General features: G+C 69.8%; 14 protein-coding genes and 1 pseudogene. All 15 read left to right on the top strand.

Annotation, left to right across the window (positions count from 1 at the left end; genetic code table 11):
• Window positions 1-17 precede the first annotated feature (17 nt).
• The 15 genes and pseudogenes from KVA01_RS00875 (at window position 18) to rpsG (ending at window position 17,586) form a co-directional block, all read left to right on the top strand.
• Entirely contained in the window at window positions 18-761 is a 744-nt protein-coding gene (locus KVA01_RS00875; RefSeq protein ID WP_068468034.1) for an MBL fold metallo-hydrolase, read from the top strand.
• A 227-nt stretch (window positions 762-988) separates the two neighbouring features.
• Window positions 989-4,498, top strand: coding sequence for a DNA-directed RNA polymerase subunit beta (rpoB, locus tag KVA01_RS00870; RefSeq protein ID WP_141268546.1), 3,510 nt, complete (start codon window positions 989-991; stop codon window positions 4,496-4,498).
• A 65-nt stretch (window positions 4,499-4,563) separates the two neighbouring features.
• Complete coding sequence (locus KVA01_RS00865; RefSeq protein ID WP_068468030.1) at window positions 4,564-8,454, top strand: DNA-directed RNA polymerase subunit beta'; 3,891 nt, start codon at window positions 4,564-4,566, stop codon at window positions 8,452-8,454.
• A 182-nt stretch (window positions 8,455-8,636) separates the two neighbouring features.
• Window positions 8,637-8,792: a hypothetical protein gene (locus tag KVA01_RS12790; protein WP_233438718.1), complete on the top strand. Its 156-nt coding sequence runs from the start codon at window positions 8,637-8,639 to the stop codon at window positions 8,790-8,792.
• Window positions 8,735-9,415, top strand: a complete 681-nt coding sequence (locus tag KVA01_RS00860; RefSeq protein ID WP_371858561.1) for an IclR family transcriptional regulator — start codon at window positions 8,735-8,737, stop codon at window positions 9,413-9,415. Before KVA01_RS12790 ends, KVA01_RS00860 begins: the two co-directional genes overlap by 58 nt.
• A gap of 135 nt (window positions 9,416-9,550) precedes the next feature.
• Window positions 9,551-10,743, top strand: a pseudogene (locus tag KVA01_RS00855) (4-hydroxybenzoate 3-monooxygenase).
• 45 nt (window positions 10,744-10,788) lie between these two features.
• Window positions 10,789-11,601, top strand: coding sequence for a protocatechuate 3,4-dioxygenase subunit beta (pcaH, locus tag KVA01_RS00850; protein ID WP_141268542.1), 813 nt, complete (start codon window positions 10,789-10,791; stop codon window positions 11,599-11,601).
• A complete protein-coding gene (pcaG, locus tag KVA01_RS00845; protein WP_141268540.1) occupies window positions 11,594-12,169 on the top strand; it encodes a protocatechuate 3,4-dioxygenase subunit alpha in 576 nt (191 codons plus the stop codon). The genes pcaH and pcaG overlap by 8 nt, the downstream gene beginning before the upstream one ends.
• Window positions 12,166-13,605, top strand: a complete 1,440-nt coding sequence (locus KVA01_RS00840) for a lyase family protein (RefSeq protein WP_141268538.1) — start codon at window positions 12,166-12,168, stop codon at window positions 13,603-13,605. Before pcaG ends, KVA01_RS00840 begins: the two co-directional genes overlap by 4 nt.
• The gene (locus tag KVA01_RS00835) at window positions 13,602-14,390 is read left to right on the top strand and encodes an alpha/beta fold hydrolase (protein WP_141268536.1); all 789 of its coding nucleotides are present in this window, start codon (window positions 13,602-13,604) and stop codon (window positions 14,388-14,390) included. Before KVA01_RS00840 ends, KVA01_RS00835 begins: the two co-directional genes overlap by 4 nt.
• A gap of 149 nt (window positions 14,391-14,539) precedes the next feature.
• Window positions 14,540-14,938 (top strand): carboxymuconolactone decarboxylase family protein, encoded by a 399-nt coding sequence (locus tag KVA01_RS00830; RefSeq protein ID WP_068468018.1) that lies wholly within the window; start codon window positions 14,540-14,542, stop codon window positions 14,936-14,938.
• Window positions 14,939-15,106: 168 nt separating this feature from the next.
• A complete protein-coding gene (locus tag KVA01_RS00825; protein WP_141268534.1) occupies window positions 15,107-15,805 on the top strand; it encodes a 3-oxoacid CoA-transferase subunit A in 699 nt (232 codons plus the stop codon).
• Entirely contained in the window at window positions 15,802-16,461 is a 660-nt protein-coding gene (locus KVA01_RS00820) for a 3-oxoacid CoA-transferase subunit B (RefSeq protein WP_141268532.1), read from the top strand. The genes KVA01_RS00825 and KVA01_RS00820 overlap by 4 nt, the downstream gene beginning before the upstream one ends.
• Window positions 16,462-16,741: 280 nt before the next feature.
• Entirely contained in the window at window positions 16,742-17,116 is a 375-nt protein-coding gene (gene rpsL / locus KVA01_RS00815; protein ID WP_012397684.1) for a 30S ribosomal protein S12, read from the top strand.
• Window positions 17,116-17,586: a 30S ribosomal protein S7 gene (rpsG, locus tag KVA01_RS00810; protein ID WP_012397685.1), complete on the top strand. Its 471-nt coding sequence runs from the start codon at window positions 17,116-17,118 to the stop codon at window positions 17,584-17,586. Before rpsL ends, rpsG begins: the two co-directional genes overlap by 1 nt.
• Window positions 17,587-17,598: the final 12 nt, after the last annotated feature.

The raw sequence follows: 17,598 nt of genomic DNA, 5'->3' as shown, positions 1-17,598 counted from the left end.
GGGAGAAGGAGAACGCCGTGTTCGTACGAGACGTCGCCCCAGGGATCCACATGATCCAGAACCACCACGTCAACTGCTACCTGCTGGAGGACTCCAGCGGTCTGACACTCGTGGACGCGGGGCTGCCGCGCGTCTGGAACGAGCTCGGCCACGCGGTGCGCGAGCTCGGGCACTCACCGCAGCAGATCAGGGCCCTCGTCCTCACCCATGCACACTTCGACCACGTGGGTGTCGCCGCCAGACTCGTGGAGCGGCTCGGCGTCCCCGTGTTCGCCCACCAGAGGGAGCGCCACCTCGCGGCGCACCCCTACAGCTACGCGCACGAGAGCCCCACGGCTCTGTACCCACTGAGGCACCCCCGGGCCATTCCGGTGCTGGTGTCGATGCTCGCCGGGGGAGCAGCGGGTGTGAAGGGAGTGACCGTCACCCGGTCCCTCGCCGTGGGCCAGACGGTTCCCGTTCCAGGCAGTCCACGGGTCGTCCTCACCGCGGGCCACACCTACGGGCACTGCGCCCTGCACGTCCCCGACGCGGACGCCGTGCTCTCCGGGGACGCGCTGGTGACCCTCGACCCCTACACCGGGCTCACCGGGCCCCGGGTCGTGGCCGGCGCGGCCACCGCAGATGCGCAGATGGCTCTCACGTCCCTGGACGCGATCGCGGCCACCCGGGCCACGGTCGTGCTGCCCGGACACGGCGACCCCTGGCGCCTTGGGGCGCAGCGCGCGGCGTACCAGGCCCGCGCCAACGGCGTCGCCTGAGCGGCGGCCGGGCATCTTACGGCCCGGGCGGGCATTCGTCCAGCACGGGTGTGGACAACACGCCGGGAGTGCCCTAAGCTAGTACTTTGCGTTGTCCCTTATGCATGCGTGCCTTCATATAGCGGTGGGCGCCGCAGGGGCGGTTGTCGACAGTCCTCGTCACCGGCCCCTTTTTCTCTCCCCGGGAACCTCGCGTATTCACTGCATGTCTGTGGAAGGATCACATCTTGGTCGCCTCGAGCACCGATACGAACGTCTCCGCCAACCACCCCACGAGCGACAACATTCCTCGCCGGGTCTCCTTCGCGAAGATCCACGAACCACTGGACGTCCCCAACCTGCTCGCGCTGCAGACCGACAGCTTCGACCGCCTGGTGGGCAACGAGCGCTGGCAGGCCCGCGTGGTCGAGGCCCAGGAAACCGGTGACACCAGCGTGTCCACCACGTCCGGGCTCTCGGACATCTTCGAGGAGATCTCCCCGATCGAGGACTTCCAGGGCACCATGTCCCTCTCGTTCTCGGAGCCGGAGTTCTACGACCCGAAGTACACCACGGACGAGTGCAAGGACCGTGACGCCACCTACTCGGCGCCGCTGTACGTCAAGGCCGAGTTCATGAACAACAACACGGGCGAGATCAAGCAGCAGACCGTGTTCATGGGCGACTTCCCGCTCATGACCGACAAGGGCACGTTCGTGATCAACGGGTCCGAACGCGTCGTCGTCTCCCAGCTGGTCCGTTCTCCCGGCGCCTACTTCGAGAAGGGCCAGGACCGCACCTCCGACAAGGACATCTACTCGGCGAAGATCATCCCCTCCCGCGGTGCGTGGTTCGAGCTCGAGATCGACAAGCGCGACCAGGTGGGCGTTCGTCTGGACCGCAAGCGCAAGCAGTCCGTGACCGTGCTGCTCAAGGCGCTCGGCTGGAGCGAGGCCAAGATCCTCGAGGAGTTCGGCGAGTTCGACTCCATCCGCGCGACCCTCGAGAAGGACGCCACGGAGACCCGCGAGGAGGCGCTGCTCGACATCTACCGCAAGCTGCGTCCGGGGGAGCCGCCCACGGTCGACGCCGCCCAGTCGCTGCTCGACAACATGTACTTCAACCCGAAGCGCTACGACCTCGCCAAGGTGGGCCGCTACAAGCTCAACCGCAAGCTCGGTCTCGACAAGCCCTTCACGGACCCGGACGCCTCCGTGCTGTCCCTCGACGACATCGTCGCCATGATCCGCTACCTCGTGACCCTGCACGACGGGCGCTCCACCATGCCCGGAACGCGTGACGGCGAGGCCCGCGAGATCCACGTGGACGTCGACGACATCGACCACTTCGGCAACCGTCGCATCCGCGCGGTGGGCGAGCTGATCGAGAACCAGATCCGCACGGGTCTCTCCCGCATGGAGCGCGTGGTGCGCGAGCGCATGACCACGCAGGACGTCGAGGCGATCACCCCCCAGACCCTGATCAACATCCGCCCCGTGGTGGCCGCGATCAAGGAGTTCTTCGGGACCTCGCAGCTCTCGCAGTTCATGGACCAGAACAACCCGCTCGCGGGTCTGACCCACAAGCGCCGCCTGTCCGCGCTGGGCCCCGGTGGCCTCTCGCGCGACCGCGCGGGCATGGAGGTCCGTGACGTCCACCCCTCGCACTACGGCCGCATGTGCCCGATCGAGACCCCCGAGGGCTCCAACATCGGTCTGATCGGCTCGCTCGCGACCTACGCGCGGATCAACCCGTTCGGGTTCATCGAGACCCCGTACCGCAAGGTCGTGGACGGCACCGTCACGGACGACGTCGTCTACCTCACCGCGGACGACGAGCGCGGTCTGACCATTGCGCAGGCCAACGCGCCGCTGACCGAGGACGGCCACTTCGCCGAGGACGCCGTGCTCTCGCGTGCCTCCGACGGCTCCGGCGAGGCCGTGCTCGTGGCCCCCGAGGACATAGAGTTCATGGACGTCTCCCCGCGCCAGATGGTGTCGGTGGCCACGGCCCTGATCCCGTACCTCGAGCACGACGACGCCAACCGCGCTCTCATGGGTGCCAACATGCAGCGTCAGGCCGTGCCGCTGCTGACCTCCGAGGCGCCGCTCGTGGGCACCGGCATGGAGCGCTACTCCGCGCTCGACGCCGGCGACTCCGTGCTCGCGACCAAGCCGGGCGTGGTCGAGGAGGTCTCCGCGGACCTCGTGACCGTGCTCAACGACGACGGCACCACCAAGCTCTACCCGATCAACAAGTTCGTGCGCTCGAACCCGGGCAACACGTACAACCAGCGCGTGATCGTCTCCGAGGGGCAGCGCGTGGAGCCCCGCACGGTGATCGCGGACGGTCCCTCGACCGACCACGGCGAGCTGGCCCTGGGCAAGAACCTGCTGATCGCGTACATGTCCTGGGAGGGCCTCAACTACGAGGACGCCATCATCCTCTCCCAGCGCATGGTCTCCGAGGACGTCCTGACGTCCATCCACATCGAGGAGCACGAGATCGACGCCCGCGACACCAAGCTCGGTGCCGAGGAGATCACCCGTGACATCCCGAACGTGTCGGAGGAGGTGCTCTCGGCGCTGGACGAGCGCGGCATCATCCACATCGGTGCCGAGGTGCAGGCCGGCGACATCCTGGTGGGCAAGGTGACGCCCAAGGGCGAGACCGAGCTGACCCCGGAGGAGCGGCTGCTGCGCGCGATCTTCGGCGAGAAGTCCCGCGAGGTGCGCGACACCTCCCTGAAGGTGCCCCACGGCGAGTCCGGCACGGTCATCGGCGTGCGCGTCTTCGACCGCGAGGACGAGGACGACGACCTCCCCGCCGGCGTCAACCAGGTGGTGCGCGTCTACGTGGCGCAGAAGCGCAAGATCACGGACGGCGACAAGCTCGCCGGACGCCACGGCAACAAGGGCGTCATCTCCAAGATCCTGCCCATCGAGGACATGCCGTTCATGGAGGACGGCACCCCGGTGGACGTCATCCTGAACCCGCTGGGCGTGCCCGGTCGCATGAACCTGGGCCAGGTGCTCGAGGTCCACACCGGCTGGCTCGCCAAGCAGGGCTGGAACATCGAGGGCGACCCCGAGTGGCTCAAGGGACTGAGCAACTTCCCGAAGAGCACGGGTCCCACCAACGTGGCCACCCCGGTGTTCGACGGCGCCCGCGAGGACGAGATCTTCGACCTGCTCGACCACACCAACCCCACGCGTGACGGCCAGCGCCTGATCGGGCGCTCCGGCAAGGCCAAGCTGTACGACGGCCGCTCCGGTCAGCCGTTCCCGGACCCCGTGTCCGTGGGCTACCAGTACATCTTGAAGCTCCACCACCTGGTGGACGACAAGATCCACGCCCGCTCCACGGGTCCGTACTCCATGATCACCCAGCAGCCGCTGGGCGGTAAGGCGCAGTTCGGCGGTCAGCGTTTCGGCGAGATGGAGGTGTGGGCGCTCGAGGCGTACGGCGCCGCCTACACCCTGCAGGAGCTGCTCACCGTGAAGTCCGACGACGTCCACGGCCGCGTGAAGGTGTACGAGGCCATCGTCAAGGGGGAGAACATCCCGGAACCGGGTGTGCCCGAATCCTTCAAGGTCCTCATCAAGGAGATGCAGTCGCTGTGCCTGAACGTGGAGGTCCTCTCCGCGGACGGCAACACGGTGGAGATGCGCGACTCCGAGGACGACAGCTTCCGGGCCGCGGACGAGCTCGGCATCGACCTCTCCCACTCCGAGCCCAGCTCGGTCGAAGAGGTCTGAGACCCTTCCGTCCACAGCTTCAGCCCGATTCACTTCAGGATTTTTAGAAAGAGGGACAGGACCTTATGTCCAACGATTCTTCACTGGGCCTCATGCGTATCGGCCTCGCCACCGCGGATCAGATCCGCGGCTGGTCCTACGGCGAGGTCAAGAAGCCGGAAACCATCAACTACCGCACGCTCAAGCCCGAGAAGGACGGCTTGTTCTGCGAGAAGATCTTCGGTCCCACCCGGGACTGGGAGTGCTACTGCGGCAAGTACAAGCGCGTGCGCTACAAGGGCATCATCTGCGAGCGCTGCGGCGTGGAGGTCACGCGCGCCAAGGTGCGCCGTGAGCGGATGGGCCACATCGAGCTCGCCGCTCCCGTGACCCACATCTGGTACTTCAAGGGCGTCCCCTCGCGCTTGGGCTACCTGCTGGACCTCGCGCCGAAGGACCTCGAGAAGGTCATCTACTTCGCCGCGTACATGATCACGTCCGTGGACGAGCAGGCGCGTCACGACGACCTGCCCAACCTGCAGGCCGCGATCGACCGCGAGAAGAAGCAGCTGGAGGACACCCGGGACGCGGACATCAACGCGATCGCCCGTGACCTGGAGAACGATCTCGCGCGCGTCGAGGAGGAGGGAGGCAAGGCCGCCGAGAAGCGCAAGCTGCGCGACTCCGCCGACCGTCAGATGGCGAACGTGCGCAAGCGCGCGGACCGCGAGATCGACTACCTGGAGAAGGTCTGGGACCGCTTCAAGAACCTCAAGGTCAACGACCTCGAGGGTGACGAGGCCCTGTACCGCCAGATGGTGGACCGCTACGGCATGTACTTCGAGGGCTCCATGGGCGCCGAGTCCATCAAGAAGCGCCTCGAGAGCTTCGACCTGGAGGCCGAGGCCGAGTCGCTGCGCGAGACCATTGCCACGGGCAAGGGCCAGCGCAAGACCCGTGCGCTGAAGCGCCTGAAGGTGGTCAACGCGTTCCTGACCACCGACAACTCGCCGCTGGGCATGGTGCTCGACGCCGTGCCGGTGATCCCGCCGGAGCTGCGCCCCATGGTGCAGCTGGACGGTGGCCGCTTCGCGACCTCGGACCTCAACGACCTCTACCGTCGTGTGATCAACCGCAACAACCGCCTCAAGCGGCTGCTGGACCTCGGTGCCCCCGAGATCATCGTGAACAACGAGAAGCGCATGCTGCAGGAGGCCGTGGACTCGCTGTTCGACAACGGCCGTCGCGGCCGCCCGGTCACGGGCCCCGGCAACCGTGCGCTGAAGTCGCTGTCCGACATGCTCAAGGGCAAGCAGGGCCGCTTCCGCCAGAACCTGCTCGGCAAGCGCGTGGACTACTCCGGTCGTTCCGTGATCGTGGTCGGTCCGCAGCTGAAGCTGCACCAGTGCGGTCTGCCCAAGCAGATGGCGCTGGAGCTGTTCAAGCCGTTCGTGATGAAGCGCCTGGTGGACCTGAACCACGCGCAGAACATCAAGTCCGCCAAGCGCATGGTCGAGCGCTACCGGCCGCAGGTCTGGGACGTGCTGGAAGAGGTCATCACCGAGCACCCGGTGCTGCTCAACCGTGCGCCCACCCTGCACCGTCTGGGCATCCAGGCGTTCGAGCCGCAGCTCGTGGAGGGCAAGGCCATCCAGCTGCACCCGCTCGTGTGCGGTGCGTTCAACGCGGACTTCGACGGTGACCAGATGGCCGTCCACCTGCCGCTCTCCCCGGAGGCGCAGGCCGAGGCGCGCGTGCTGATGCTGTCCTCGAACAACATCCTCAAGCCCTCGGACGGCAAGCCGATCGCCCTGCCCTCGCAGGACATGATCATCGGCCTGTACCACCTCACCACCGTGCGTGAGGGCTGGGCCGGGGAGGGCAACAGCTACTCCTCGGTGGCCGAGGCGATCATGGCCAACGACTCCGGCGAGCTGCACCTCAACGCGAAGTGCAAGATCGAGCTGGACGACTTCGTGCCGTACGCCGGCTGGGAGGCTCCCGAGGGCTGGGAGCCGGGCCAGCCCGCCGTCGTCGAGACCACGCTGGGGCGTGTGCTCTTCAACGAGACGCTGCCCGAGGACTACCCGTACGACGAGAACGTCGCGGACAAGAAGCACCTGTCCGCGCTCGTGAACGACCTCGCCGAGCGCTACCCGATGACCCGGGTGGCGCGCACGCTGGACAACCTGAAGAACGCGGGCTTCCACTGGGCGTCCCGTTCGGGTGTCACGGTGGCGATCTCGGACATCGCGACCCCGCCGGAGAAGCCCGCCATCATGGAGGGCTACGAGGCGCAGGCCGCGCGCATTCAGGGCCAGTACGACAAGGGCCTGATCGACGACGACGAGCGCCGTTCGGAGCTCATCGACATCTGGTCCAAGGCCACGGACGAGGTCGCGCAGGCCATGCGCGACAACCTCGAGCCCACGAACACCATCAACCGCATGGTGTCCTCGGGCGCCCGTGGTAACTGGATGCAGGTCCGACAGATCGCGGGCATCCGCGGTCTCGTGGCGAACCCGAAGGGCGAGATCATGCCCCGCCCGATCAAGTCCTCCTACCGTGAGGGTCTGTCGGTGCTGGAGTACTTCATCGCGACCCACGGTGCCCGCAAGGGCCTCGCGGACACCGCGCTGCGCACCGCCAACTCGGGCTACCTGACCCGTCGTCTGGTGGACGTGTCGCAGGACGTGATCGTGCGCGAGTCGGACTGCCAGACCGTGCGCGGTCTCACCCTGCCGCTCGCGGACGTCACCGAGACCGGTGTGCGCACCCTGCACGAGGACATCGAGAACACGGTGCACGGCCGCGTGCTGGCCAGCGCCGTGGCGGACGAGAACGGCGAGGTGCTGGCGGAGGCCGGTGCCGACATGTCGGACGCCATGATCAACACCCTCTACAACGCGGGTGTGGACCAGGTGCGCGTGCGCTCGGTGCTCACGTGCGAGTCCGCGGTGGGCGTCTGCGCGGCGTGCTACGGCCGCTCGCTGGCGACCAACCAGCTGGTGGACATCGGCGAGGCCGTGGGCATCGTCGCCGCACAGTCCATCGGCGAGCCGGGTACCCAGCTGACCATGCGTACGTTCCACACCGGTGGTGTGGCGTCCTCGGACGGTGACATCACGCAGGGTCTGCCCCGTATCCAGGAGCTCTTCGAGGCCCGCACCCCCAAGGGTGTGGCCCCGATCTCCGAGGTGGCCGGCCGGATCCGCATCGAGGACACGGACAAGTCCCTGAAGATCGTGGTGGTCCCGGACAACGGCGACGAGGAGTTCGCCTACCCGGTGCTGCGCCGCGCCAAGCTGCTGGTTGCCGACGGCGACCACGTGGCCGTGGGCCAGCAGCTCGTGACCGGTGCGGTGGATCCCAAGGAGGTGCTGCGCATCCGCGGTCCCCGCGAGGCGCAGAAGCACCTCGTGGACGAGGTCCAGGGCGTGTACCGCTCGCAGGGTGTGGGCATCCACGACAAGCACGTGGAGGTCATCGTCCGGCAGATGCTGCGTCGCGTGACCATCATCGAGTCCGGCGACACCGCGCTGCTGCCGGGTGAGCTGGTGGACAACGTGCGCTTCCTCGAGGCCAACCGCGGTGCGGTGGCCGAGGGCAAGCGTCCCGCCGCCGGGCGTCCCGAGCTCATGGGCATCACCAAGGCCTCGCTCGCGACCGACTCGTGGCTCTCCGCTGCGTCCTTCCAGGAGACCACGCGTGTCCTCACGCAGGCCGCCATGGAGGGCAAGTCGGATCCGCTGCTGGGTCTGAAGGAGAACGTGATCATCGGCAAGCTCATCCCCGCCGGCACCGGTCTGGACCGGTACAACAGCGTGGACGTGGAGCCCACCGAGGAGGCCAAGGCTTCGATGTTCACGGATCCCTCCGCGTTCTCGGACTTCAGCTACGCGGAGGAGAACTCCGGTGGCCTGGGTTCCGAGTTCCAGGCGATCCCGCTGGACGACTACGACTTCGGCGGCAACTGAGCCGAGTCGGACGCCGGGCGTCCGCGGCGCGCATGGTGTGCGTGACCCGCGGATGAAGCGCTGACCCAGCCCGGGTGGACCCTTCTCACGAGGGGGCCACCCGGGCTTCGTCGTACCCGGGGCCCCTAGACCGGGGCGTGCGCGGTCCAGCCCGGGGTGCGGCGGGACGAAGGGGGTGCGGCGTGGCGAACTCGTCCTCGGGGGAGTCCCTGATCGAACGCTTCGACCGTGTCCTGAGCGCCTTCGGCCCGGACTCGCCGGAGCTGGGGTTCTCCGGGAGATCTGCCGCTCGACCGGCCTCCCACCGTCCACCGCCCACCGGATCCTGGGGGACGTGAAGCGCGCTGGCTGGCTCGAGACCGGCGCGGCCGGTAGCTACCGGGTGGGCACGCGGCTGTGGGAGCTGGCCTCCCGCTCCTCCTCCGCGGAGAGCCTGGCCGCGGCGGCCATCCCGTTCATGTCGGACGTCCACACGGTGCTGCGCCAGCACGTGCATGTGGGTGTCGTGGAAGGGCACGACGTCCTGTTCGCCGAACGGATCGCCGCGAGCGGGTCCACCGTGCCGCTGCGCTCGAACGTGGCCGGGCGCCTGCCCCTGCGCCGCTCCGCCACGGGCCTCGCCCTGCTGAGCCAGTGCCCGCCGAGGACCGTGGCGCAGTACCACCGTGCCGCGGCCACGCCCGACGCCGCCGGGGGCCCTGCCGCGCTGACGGTCACCGCGGAGCGCTTTGCCGCGGACCTCGCGGTCTTCGCCCAGCGCGGCTACGCGATCCAGCGCGAGCGGATCGACCACGGAACCGGGGGAGTGGCGGTGCCCCTGAGGGCGCCCGCGGGGCACCGGGCGGTGGCACTGGGGACGGTGCTGCCCCTGGAGGAGATGCGCGACGCGGACGTTCCGGCCATCATGCAAACGCTTCGGGTTGCGGGCCACGGCATCTCGCGGGCCCTCGGAGCCCTCTGACAACCGCGCCGGGTTGTTCTGTGTCGGCGATGGGAAGGCAACCTTGGCATTCCCGCACGTTCCGTTCAACGGAACAGATGTGATGCGCGCCATGGCTTGCGCACATACTGGGGGAAACGTGCGCTAGGAGGACACATGCTCGAGGAGCGAACGGTCGTGGAGACCGGTGTGGTGATCGTGGGGGCCGGCCCCGCCGGGCTGATGCTCTCCCACCTGCTGTCGCGGGCCGGGATCGACACCGTGGTGGTGGAGAAGCGCTCCCGCGAGGAGATCGCGAACACCCACCGGGCCGGCATCCTCGAGGCAGGGACCGTGGCGATGCTCACCGGGTCCGGTGTGGACGGCCGGGTGCTGAGCCACGGCCACGAGGGCACGGTGCTGCGCTTCGAGGGCGAGAGTCGTCGCATCGACTTCCAGGAACTCGTGGGCGAGTCCGTGTGGCTGTACCCGCAGAACGAGGTCTTCACGGACCTGGCCGCCGCGCGCGAGCGGGACGGCGGCGTCGTCCACTGGGAGGTCACGGACACCGCGGTGCAGGACCTGACCACGGAGCACCCGGGCGTGCGGTGCACCACCGCGGACGGGCGGCAGCTCGAGATCCGCGCGCGCCTGCTCGTGGGTGCGGACGGTTCCAGGGGCGTGTGCCGGCGCCAGATCCCCGCGGACGTGCGCACCGACAACTTCACCGAGTACCCCTTCGCGTGGTTCGGGATCCTGTGCGAAGCGCCGCCGTCGGCCCCGGAGCTGATCTACGCGCACTCGCGCCACGGCTTCGCGCTGATCTCCCAGCGCAGCGACACCGTGCAGCGCATGTACTTCCAGTGCGACCCGGCCACGGACGTCGCGGACTGGGACGACGAGCGGATCTGGGACGAGCTGCAGCGCCGCGTGGACGGGACCGGACGGGCTCACCCTGCAGCGGGGGCGGATCTTCGACAGGACGGTCCTGCCGTTCCGCTCGTACGTGTGCGAGCCGCTGCGCCACGGGAACATGTTCCTGGTGGGGGACGCCGGGCACACCGTGCCGCCCACCGGGGCCAAGGGCCTGAACCTCGCGTTCTGCGACGTGCGGGTGCTCGCCCCGGCGATCGTCGACTTCTTCGCCACGGGGACGACTCAGGCCTGGCGGGCTACTCCGCCAAGGCCTTGGAGCGGATCTGGAAGGCCCAGAACTTCTCGTACTGGGTCACGAACCTGATGCACGTGGCCCCGGACGAGAACCCGTTCGCCGTGAAGCGCCGCCGCGGCGAGTTCAGGCGCTCACCGGCTCGGTCCACGGCGCGGCCTACTTCGCCGAGTCCTACACCGGGTGGCAGGACCGGGCCTGACCGGCCACGCCCCACTCCTGCCACTCACCACCCGAGGAGATGACCATGACCGCCGGGAACGACGACACCTTCGACCCGCCGTACGTCAAGGGCGCCGACGACGCCGCTGACGCCCAGTCCCAGCTCGACGCCGAGATGGCGCGGAAAGGCGAGGACTACGAGGCCTCCGGCTCGGTCGAGAACCAGCCCCGCCGGGACTACGCCCCGTACCGCAGCTCGATCCTGCGCCACCCCACCAAGGACCCTCGCCACACGGACCCGGAGACCATCGAGCTCTACGCCCCGGCGTTCGGGCAGCGGGACGTGCACGCGCTGGAGTCGGACCTCACCATCCAGGACGGCGGTGAGCCCATCGGCGAGCGCATCCGGATCTTCGGCCGGGTCCTGGACGGGGACGGCCGCCCGGTGCGCAACCAGCTCGTGGAGGTCTGGCAGGCGAACGCGGCCGGGCGCTACATCCACAAGCGGGACCAGCACCCGGCGCCCATCGACCCGAACTTCACGGGGGTGGGCCGGTGCCTGACCGGTGACGACGGCTCGTACTCGTTCGTGACCATCAAGCCCGGGCCGTACCCGTGGAAGAACCACCTCAACGCGTGGCGCCCGGCGCACGTGCACTTCTCCCTGTTCGGGACGGACTCCACGCAGCGGATGGTCACCCAGATGTACTTCCCGGGCGATCCGCTGTTCGCGCTGGACCCGATCTACCAGTCGATCGTGGACCCGAAGGCCCGCGAACGGCTCGTGGCCACGTACGACCACGACGTCTCCGAGCGCGAATGGCTGCTCGGCTACCGCTGGGACATCGTCCTGAGCGGCTCGAACCGCACCTGGACGGAGGATGAGGGCGATGAGTGAGAACACGCAGCGGCTGGTGTCCACACCGGGACAGACCATTGGACCCTTCTACGGCTACGCGCTGCCCTACGAGGGCGGGGAGTTCCTGGTGCCGCTCTCGCACCCGGGCGCGGTGCGGCTGCACGGCACGGTCTACGACGGTCACGGCGCCACGATCCCGGACGCGATGCTGGAGATCTGGCAGGCGGACGAGAACGGGAAGGTCTCGCAGGAGCCCGGTTCGCTGAAGCGGGACGGCTACACGTTCACCGGCTTCGGCCGCGTGGCCGTGGACAACGCGGGCCACTACGACTTCACCACGGTCAACCCCGGGCCCACGGAGCCGGGCAAGGCGCCGTTCATCCTGATGACGGTCTTCGGCCGCGGGCTGCTCAACCGGCTCTTCACGCGGATCTACCTCCCGGAGGACACCGAGGCGCTTGCGAACGACCCGCTGCTGAGCTCCCTGTCCGAGCAGGAGCGCTCCTCGATGATCGCCGAGCGCCTCGAGGACGGCTCGCTGCGCTTCGACGTGCGCCTGCAGGGCGAGGACGAGACCGTGTTCCTCTCCTACCCGGGTCTCGAGTGATCGCGACGGGTCTGCTCCTGCCGGGGAGCCACCGTGCCGCGGCGCTCACCGACGACCGCGCCGTGGCCCGCGCCGCCCTGCGCGTGGAGGCGGCGTGGGTCGCGGCGCAGTCCCGCGCCGGGCTCGCCCCGGACGGGGCGGCGGCCGCGGCGCACGCCGCGGTGGACCGCGTGCCCCTCGACGACGCGGCGCTCACCGAGCTGGCCGTGGCCTCGGAGGGGGGCGGCAACCTCGTGATCCCGCTGCTCGCCGCCTACCGGCGCGCGGTCACGCGGGAGTACGGCCAGCCGCTGGGCGCCGTGCACGCCTCGCTCACGAGCCAGGACGTCATGGACACCGCACTGGCGCTGGTGCTCCGGGACGTCCGCGCCGCGGTGCTGGATGGGCTCGGCCGCACGGGGGACGCCCTCGCCCGACTGGTCTCGCAGCACCGCGCCACGGTCATGGTCGGGCGCACCCTCACGCAGCACGCGCTGCCCACCTCCTTCGGCCTCAAGGCGGCGTCGTGGCTCGCGGGCGTGGACGACGCCGCGGACGACGTCGCCGCGCGGGCGGTCCTGCCCGTCTCGTTCGGCGGTGCGGCGGGGACCCTCGCGGCCACCGTGGCCCGGTGCACCCGACCCGGTGACTCCGAGCGGGAGGCACTGGCCCGCGTGGACGAGCTGCTCGGCCACTGGGCCGAGGAGCTCGGCCTGGACCTGCCGGACGGGGTCTGGCACACGAACCGCGTCCCCGTGCTGCGGGTCGTGGGCAGCCTCGGGGAGACCGCCGCGGCGCTGGCGCGCATGGCGAACGACGTCCTCACGATGTCCCGGCCCGAGGTCGGGGAGCTGCGCGAACCCGCCGCGGAGGGCCGCGGGGTCTCCTCGGCCATGCCGCAGAAGCAGAACCCCGTGCTGAGCGTGCTGCTCAAGCGCACGGGTCTCGCCGCCCCCGGGCTGACGGCGCAGGTGCTCGCGGGCGCGGCCGCCGCGGACGACGAGCGCCCGGACGGCGGGTGGCACGCCGAGTGGCCGCCCCTGCGCGAGCTGGCGGTGCTGGCCGCGGCGGCGTCGTCGCACGCGGCAGAACTCGCCGCGGGGCTCACCGTGCGGGAGGACCGCATGGCCCGCAACCTCGCGGACGCCGGGACCGGCGTGATGGCCGAACGCCTCACCGCGCAGCTCGCACCCGTGCTGGCCCACGGCGAGGGCCCCGGCGCCAAAGAGGCTGTGCAGGAGGCCGTGCGCGCCGCACCGCAGGATCCCGACGCCGTGGCGCGCGCGCTCGCCGCGCGGGTCGAGGCGGCCGGGCCCGAGGCGCTGCCCCGCGGCGTCGACCCCGCGGACGTCGCGGGGTGGATCCGGTCCCTGCTGGACCCCCGCGGATACCTGGGTGCGGCACCGCACCTGTGCGACCGGGCCGCGGCCCGGCACGAGGAGAGGAAGAGATCATGACCGTCCCCGACCTGGGACTCGTGGAGTTCACCCGTTCCGACGACGTGGCGCAGGACGCGCCGCTCGTGGTGCTGGGCCCCGCGCTGGGCACGTCCGTGACACACCTGTACGCGCTGCTCGCCCCGCGGCTCGCGGCGCGCTTCCACGTGGTGGGCTGGGACCTGCCCGGCCACGGCGTGAGCGCCCCGGCGAACGAATTCACGATGGCGGAACTCGCCGAGGGCGTGGAACGGGCGGTCACGGGACGCCTCGGTGCCGGTGCGTGGCACGCCGTGGGCACGTCGATCGGCGGGGCGGTGGTCCAGGAGCAGCTCGCCGCAGGCTCCGAGCGCGTGGCTTCGGCCACCCTGGTCGCCACGACCGACTGGTTCCCGGACCCCGCAGGGTGGGCCGAGCGAGCGGAGCTCGTGGCGAGCGCGGGCACGCCCACGCAGGTGATCGGCTGCGCCAAGGCCTGGTTCGGCGGGGACTTCCTGGGCGCGCACTCCGAGCCGGCCACCCCGCTGCTGCACGACCTGCAGGGCACGGACCGCTTCAGCTACGCGGCGGCGTGCCGTGCGCTCGGCGGATACGACCTGCGCGCGGCGACCCGGCCCACCGAGGTGCCGTGCGCCGTCGTCGCGGGGACCGAGGACGCCATGACGGGTCCGGACGTCGCCCGCCGCCTCGCGGACGGGCTCGGGGCCCGCTGCGAGATCGCCGACGCCGCCGCCCACCTGGTCCCGGTCGAGGCCCCAGAGCTGCTGGAGCGGGTCGTCACCGACCTGGTCACCGCGGCGGGCTGAGGGCCCCGGCTCGGCACCGGGCAGCCGCTGCGTGCGTCGGCCCGGCCCGCTCCCTCCACCGAGAACCCGTCCAGCACCATCCCGGCGGCACCGCCGGAAGAACCGCGGCGCGGCACCCGCCGACAGAGACCGCAGAGAGCAGAGGACCCGTGAACCCCCACCCCGAACGCACCGAGAGCCAGGCCCACGAGGACGGCACGACCGTGCGGCGCGAAGTCCTCACGGACGCCCACGTGGACCGCGCGGAGGCCGGCACGACCGAGTTCACCGAGGACTTCCAGGACTTCATCTCGCGCTACGCGTGGGGCGAGGTCTGGACCCGCCCCGGGCTCGACCGGCGGATGCGCAGCGCGTGCGTGCTCACGGCGCTGATCGCCGGCTCCCACTGGGACGAGTTCGAGATGCACGTCAAGGCGGCGCTGCGCAACGGGCTCACGGTCGAGGAGATCAAGGAGGTTGTGCTGCAGTCCGCGATCTACCTCTCCGTGCCCTCCGCGAACAACGCCTTCAAGCACGCCCAGAAGGCGCTGGACGAGCTGACGGAGTGACCCCTGTTACGTGTTCACCCGGCCGTCCCACCCGGCGCGAAGAAGGGCGTGGAGCTCACCTGCGACGAGACCAGCCGCCGGGCTCCACGCCGGAGTCTCTCGCCGTCGTGCTTGAGAACCAGGTCGCGCGGGACTGAGCCCGCACCCAAGAAACGACGAAAGGCAACCATGCTCACCATCGCAGACACCGCCGCGGCGGCCGTGGAGCCCATCCACGACGGCGCGTGCGTGATGATCGGCGGCTTCGGGGTCGCGGGCCAGCCCGTGGAGCTCATCGACGCGCTGATCGACCACGGGGCCACGGACCTCACCGTGGTCAGCAACAACGCCGGCAACGGGGACGTCGGCCTGGCGACCCTGATCCGGCTGGGGCGCGTGCGGAAGATCATCTGCTCGTTCCCGCGGCAGTCGGACTCGTGGCACTTCGACGAGAAGTACCGGGTCGGGGAGATCGAGCTGGAGGTCGTCCCGCAGGGCAACCTCGCCGAGCGGATCCGCGCCGCCGGTGCGGGGATCGGGGCGTTCTTCACGCCCACCGGCTACGGCACCCCGCTCGCGGAGGGCAAGGAGGTGCGCGTGCTGGACGGCAGGCACCAGGTGCTCGAGCACCCCATCCACGCGGACTTCTCCCTGACCAAGGCCCTGCGCGCGGACACCGCGGGCAACCTGGTCTACCGCAAGACCGCCCGCAACTTCGGGCCGGTCATGGCCGCCGCCGCGAAGCACTCGATCGTGCAGGTCCACGAGATCGTGGAGCGCGGCGGCATCGACCCGGAGGTCGTCGTGACCCCCGGGATCTACGTGGACACCGTGGTCCGTGTGGCGGACCCCCGGCAGCAGGACCCCCGAGAGGAAGGCGCGGCATGAGCGTCCCGCAGAGCAGCGACCACCCCCTGTCCCCGGAGGAGCTCGCGGAGGTGGTCGCGCGCGACATCCCCGCCGGCGCCTACGTGAACCTGGGCATCGGCCAGCCCACGCTGGTGTCCAACTACCTGGGCCCGGAGGACGACGTCACCCTGCACACCGAGAACGGCATGCTCGGGATGGGCGGCGAGGCGCACGGGGACGAGGTGGACCCCGACCTCATCAACGCCGGGAAGATCCCGGTGGTCGAGACCGCGGGCTGCTCCTACTTCCACCACGCGGACTCGTTCGCCATGATGCGCGGCGGGCACGTGGACTGCTGCGTGCTGGGCGCGTTCCAGGTGGACCGCCACGGCAACCTCGCCAACTGGCACACGGGTAAGCCGGACGCCATCCCCGCCGTGGGCGGTGCCATGGACCTCGCCACGGGCGCCAGGCAGACGTTCGTGATGATGACCCTGCTGTCCAAGAAGGGCCAGCCCAAGCTCGTGGAGCGCTGCACCATGCCCCTGACCGGGGTGGGCTGCGTGTCCCGCGTCTACACGGACCTCGGGGTCTTCGAGGTCGGGGACGGAGCCGTCGTGGTGCGGGAGACGTTCGGCATCGGACACGAGGAGCTCGCGGCGGAGCTCGACGTCGAGCTCACCCCGGCGGGCTGATCCGCCGGGCCGCGGCCTCGGGGAACACCGGTTTCCCGTTCGGGGGTCGAAGCTGATACGATGGCTCGGAATTGCTCGATTCCGGGCAGTCTGCAATGAGATGGCACTTTGGACACGGTCCACTGGTACGCACCTTGTACCTAGATGCCATGTTTCGTCATGCACGGACACCGTTCACCAGCCCTCGCGCCCGGTGGCCGTCCGCGCGTGAGGCCCGGAGTCACCGTCCCGTCACCAGCGGGTCCGGCAGTCGCCGGAGTCCGCTCCACCAGGAGGCACTGTGCCAACTATCCAGCAACTGGTCCGCAAGGGCCGGCACTCCAAGGTCGTGAAGACCAAGGCTCCCGCGCTCAAGGGCAACCCCATGAAGCGCGGCGTCTGCACCCGCGTGTTCACCACCACGCCCAAGAAGCCGAACTCGGCGCTGCGCAAGGTCGCCCGCGTGAAGCTCAACGGCGGCGTGGAGGTCACGGCCTACATCCCCGGTGAGGGCCACAACCTGCAGGAGCACTCCATCGTGCTCGTCCGCGGCGGTCGTGTGAAGGACCTCCCCGGTGTCCGCTACAAGATCGTGCGTGGCGCGCTCGACACCCAGGGTGTCAAGGGTCGCCAGCAGGCCCGCTCCCGCTACGGCGCCAAGAAGGAGAAGAAGTAATGCCTCGTAAAGGTCCCGCTCCCAAGCGCCCCCTCGTCGTCGATCCCGTCTACGGCTCGCCCGTGGTCACGCAGCTGATCAACAAGGTCCTGCAGGACGGCAAGAAGTCCACCGCCGAGCGCATCGTCTACGGTGCCCTCGAGGGTGTGCGCAACAAGACCAACTCCGATCCCGTGGCCACCCTGAAGAAGGCCCTCGAGAACGTGAAGCCGGCCCTCGAGGTCCGCTCCCGTCGCGTGGGCGGCGCCACCTACCAGGTGCCGGTCGAGGTCAAGGCCGGCCGCGCCCAGGCGCTGTCCCTGCGCTGGCTCGTCGGCTACTCCAAGGCTCGCCGCGAGAACACCATGACCGAGCGTCTGCAGAACGAGATCCTCGACGCCTCCAACGGTCTCGGTGCCGCTGTGAAGCGCCGCGAGGACACCCACAAGATGGCCGAATCCAACAAGGCCTTCGCCCACTACCGCTGGTAAAATTCGGTAGTC

Source organism: Kocuria varians, from assembly GCF_006539885.1.
GTDB classification, from domain to species: domain Bacteria; phylum Actinomycetota; class Actinomycetes; order Actinomycetales; family Micrococcaceae; genus Kocuria; species Kocuria varians.
This window is presented reverse-complemented; position numbering and strand designations above follow the sequence as displayed.

What these genes read in the sequence shown, in the direction of transcription:
- pcaG (WP_141268540.1), top strand. Translation starts at nt 11,594, where the DNA reads ATGAGTGAGAACACGCAGCGGCTGGTGTCCACACCGGGACAGACCATT.
- KVA01_RS00825 (WP_141268534.1), top strand. Translation starts at nt 15,107, where the DNA reads ATGCTCACCATCGCAGACACCGCCGCGGCGGCCGTGGAGCCCATCCAC.
- KVA01_RS00865 (WP_068468030.1), top strand. Translation starts at nt 4,564, where the DNA reads ATGTCCAACGATTCTTCACTGGGCCTCATGCGTATCGGCCTCGCCACC.
- KVA01_RS00820 (WP_141268532.1), top strand. Translation starts at nt 15,802, where the DNA reads ATGAGCGTCCCGCAGAGCAGCGACCACCCCCTGTCCCCGGAGGAGCTC.
- pcaH (WP_141268542.1), top strand. Translation starts at nt 10,789, where the DNA reads ATGACCGCCGGGAACGACGACACCTTCGACCCGCCGTACGTCAAGGGC.
- KVA01_RS00835 (WP_141268536.1), top strand. Translation starts at nt 13,602, where the DNA reads ATGACCGTCCCCGACCTGGGACTCGTGGAGTTCACCCGTTCCGACGAC.
- rpsG (WP_012397685.1), top strand. Translation starts at nt 17,116, where the DNA reads ATGCCTCGTAAAGGTCCCGCTCCCAAGCGCCCCCTCGTCGTCGATCCC.